This window comes from Chamaesiphon sp. VAR_48_metabat_135_sub (assembly GCF_031418915.1).
GTDB lineage: Bacteria > Cyanobacteriota > Cyanobacteriia > Cyanobacteriales > Chamaesiphonaceae > Chamaesiphon.
The window spans coordinates 1-3,452 of the sequence record NZ_JANOJV010000045.1; the positions used below are offsets into that span (position 1 = coordinate 1).

The 3,452-nt window shown below is 46.4% G+C and carries 1 protein-coding gene and 3 pseudogenes; all 4 read right to left on the minus strand.

Annotated features, from left to right (window positions below):
* Positions 1-434, minus strand: a pseudogene (locus RMO55_RS03365) (hypothetical protein); the annotation flags it as partial.
* A gap of 105 nt (positions 435-539) precedes the next feature.
* Positions 540-656 (minus strand): annotated as a pseudogene (locus RMO55_RS03370) (DUF5895 domain-containing protein); the annotation flags it as partial.
* Positions 637-2,260 (minus strand): annotated as a pseudogene (locus RMO55_RS03375) (reverse transcriptase domain-containing protein). The pseudogenes RMO55_RS03375 and RMO55_RS03370, both read right to left, overlap by 20 nt.
* A 537-nt stretch (positions 2,261-2,797) precedes the next feature.
* Positions 2,798-3,202: a DUF5895 domain-containing protein gene (locus tag RMO55_RS03380; protein WP_310423508.1), complete on the minus strand. Its 405-nt coding sequence runs from the start codon at positions 3,200-3,202 to the stop codon at positions 2,798-2,800.
* Positions 3,203-3,452 lie beyond the last annotated feature (250 nt).

Here is a 3,452-nt window from a genome sequence, read left to right on the forward strand (position 1 = left end):
TCAACTTCATCGTTCTCAAATTCATCATCATCCTCAAACTCAGGCGGATCGATATATTCCGGTTCGGGGGCTGGTTTAGTTTTAGTCGCAACCGGAATGGTAGTGCTAGTTGGCACGGGTGCTGATTCTTCAGCGACAGGAGATGAAGCTACATCGATTGCATTGCTGTTATCTTCTACTGGAGAAGTAGCAGCACCAGTTACTGCCGCTGGTGTGACAAGCTCTGGAGCGGGTGCCAGCATAATCGTCCCAGCAGTAGGTGGTGACAGCAATGAGCGCGATCGAGGATTGAGGATATCAATAATGGCATCGGCAAGCCGTTCGTCAGTACCCATAAAGAAATTCTGCCAATTCAGGACAGTTGGATGAACATAGCCATCGATATAACAGGCAGGGGATTTGACTTTATCGCCGACAGATTTGCGAATGATCATCGGCTGAAAGATACAGAGGGCATTGAAAACTTCATTTTTAGGGCGGAATAAAGTTTTGTTTGCTTCAGCCTGACAGCGAGCTACGGAGGTGCAAAACTTCTGCCACTCGATCGATAGAGTCGCTTGGTGGGAACCCTTGGCAAACAGTCGGAGTGGAATATCGTGGAGCGGTTGCTTGTTAGGGTTGAGTCGAGGGCAGGTATTAACCTGCGCCCCTCTCAGTTAGATCCGTACGTGCGACTTTCGCCGCATACGGCTCCCGATGTCCTTGTCTTGCGACTTTGCTAGTGCGATACTGGGTGGTGTATTGCTACAACTTTCCCTCTTCTGTCCATGTGGATGTAATCGTGACACGATTCATGAATCCCTACTAGGTTTTTCTTGTCCCAGTTGTCATGGTTTCCATCTATGTGGTGAAGATGTATTTTTTCTTCACCTATGAACGTGAGTCCACAGGCGACGCACTTACGGTCTTGCTTTTTGATAGCTTTAGAGGTTGACCCGTCATAGAGCTTACTTTTTCGTTCGCTCCAATAAGAGATATCGCCGTCGTATGGGGATTTCTCTCCTTTGACATTGATGTGCTTATTTTCAGAGTAAGGAACCGTTGGAAATGCCTTATCTAGTAAGGATTTACAAGAATGGCGATTCTGTTTTGTTTCCTTGTTAAATACCGTGTAAGCCCGTTTCTGTATGAAGTAGAGAGAATTTCTCGACCCATCCATCTTGCAGAACTTATGGTAGTTTCTCCATCCTCTAACCACAGGGGCTAATTTCTCAGCCTTAATTGTGGCACCGTAGTTTGAGTTGTTGACGATGTGTTTTACCTTCTTGCGGAAAGCTTTGTAGTTGTCCACAGAGGGAGTACTACGAAACTTGCCGTTTTTCTGGACTTTGAAATGCCAGCCGAGGAAGTCAAACCCATCTGTCGTAGCTGTCAGCTTGGTTTTACGTTCGCTAACTTTCATACCTCGTTGGGCTAGAAATTCGCTGATTCGTTCAAGTATGGCATCTGCGTCGTCTTCTGGTTTGAGGATGATTACCATATCGTCAGCATATCTGACGCTCTTATGGATATCCTCAATGCCGTTGAGAGCAATATTTGCCAGCAGTGGACTTACAACTCCGCCTTGGGGCGTTCCTTGGTCAGGGAACCCTACATTAGTACCAGCTTTTAGACATCGGAAAATACCGAGTTTTAGTCCTGCTGGTGCGATAAGGTTGTCCATGATTGCAGAGTGGTTTATCCGGTCGAAACATTTTTCAATATCGAGTTCGATTACTCGTTTATTCATTCCGTTGCAATTTGAGCGTAGATTTATGAATAGGATTTTCTGGGCATCATGTGCCGAGCGTCCTGTCCTAAACCCGTAACTATAAGCATGGAATGTTGCTTCGTGCGCTGGTTCGAGGGCATATTTAGCTAGGCATTGCCACGCTCTGTCCGCCATTGTGGGCACTTTTAAGATACGTGTGCTTCCATCCTTTTTAGGGATTGGAATTTCTCGTAGCTTTTCGTGCTTCCAGTTGGTGCGATGTAAGCCAATTAGGTCGGCTAGTGCTAGGCGTTCTTCAAAGGTAAGGGACGCTTTGCCATCAATACCTGCTGTCTTCTTGCCTGCATTTAACTGCGTTACTTGTCGAATCGCTAATAATCTAGCTGATTGGGATTTGAGAATTAGTTTCTGTAGTGACCGCGCCTTCCGCTTGTCTTTAACTGAAACTGCTTTGTAAACTCGTCTTTGTAACCGGAAAAGCGTCTTCTGGAATTTCTTCCATTTGAAGCTCTTCCATAATTCGCTAGCGTTTACGCTGCGTCCAATCATGATTTACTCCAAGTTGTTTATTCTGAACACCTTGCGACAATTACGTCGCATCCTACCCGCGTCTGAGGAGTTAATCCTCTCGTCTGGTCTACCGTGAGCGCGACCGCTTACAGACCTCATACACGTTTTTATTCGTTCCGTCCAGATGATTGATAGTCCCGTTAGATGTAGCCACTTCAACCGCCAAAACCCCTTACTCTTGCCGCTGTTTGGACGATACGCGGCGGGATACTAATCTTTGGCGAGGTCAGACATTAGGATTGCATCTGCCTTGTTTTAGGTTGCTTTTCAAGGCTCGATTTCATCATGGGAACTCCTCATTAGCCGCAGTGTCCAGTGCAATTCTGGTCTGATTCAGCCCTGTCCCCAGCTTCACTCTCACGAATTCCGAGTCGTGTCGGTGTGGGCAGATTGAGAGTCATCTCCGAGTTTGAGAGGAAGGACTTTCACCTTCATTCCTCAGACAGTTCAGCCCTTGATCTGTATCATGTTTGGATACCAGGCTGGTAGTGTTATTTACGGACTGACTACCGTGATTTAACTACAACGAATCGCACCGTCCATAAACATCACCAAGAAGATTTGGAAGTTACCAGCGTTAGGATCGTTACTATGCTTGGCACGATCCCATTCACCCAGTACGACTAGAGTTTCCTCGGTTTGACTGGCTTGGCGATCGAATGCGCCCAGTTGACAGATGGGAGTGAGGATCATTCGAGGCTGCTGGAGCAAAATCCCCACCTCAGTTTGCCCGCTGTTGTAAGCGTACTCGGTCATTTCGGTACCTTCAAGGTTCTTCCAACCAGCTTTCTCAGCTTGACTCAGCGGCACAAAATAACCGCACTGGGCGGGATTTTCGCCGCGCAACGCTTGTGCGTAAGGATAGGAGAAATCGGTGGCTGGTAATGCGTCGGTGAGATATCGACTTGTAGTAGTGGTCATGAATTTTCAAAAGAAGATAAAGAACAAAAAAAGCACCAATGAGATTGGTGCCGCACAAACAATAAAAAAGCACTAATAAAGATTAGTACTAGGGATTTTACACAGATGCCAATGCTTGACGATTGGATGCTAATAGATCGATCGCAAATTTAGCCGCAGCCGCAGTAATTCGGCCTTCAGGGATTCGAGCGAAAATATCATTAATTTGAGTGGGAGTAATCGCTTTTAACCGCTGTTGCCAAACAATTTG

Bases quoted from the DNA above. Each gene is read 5' to 3' on its own strand.
- RMO55_RS03380 (WP_310423508.1), bottom strand. From the start codon at position 3,202: ATGACCACTACTACAAGTCGATATCTCACCGACGCATTACCAGCCACC.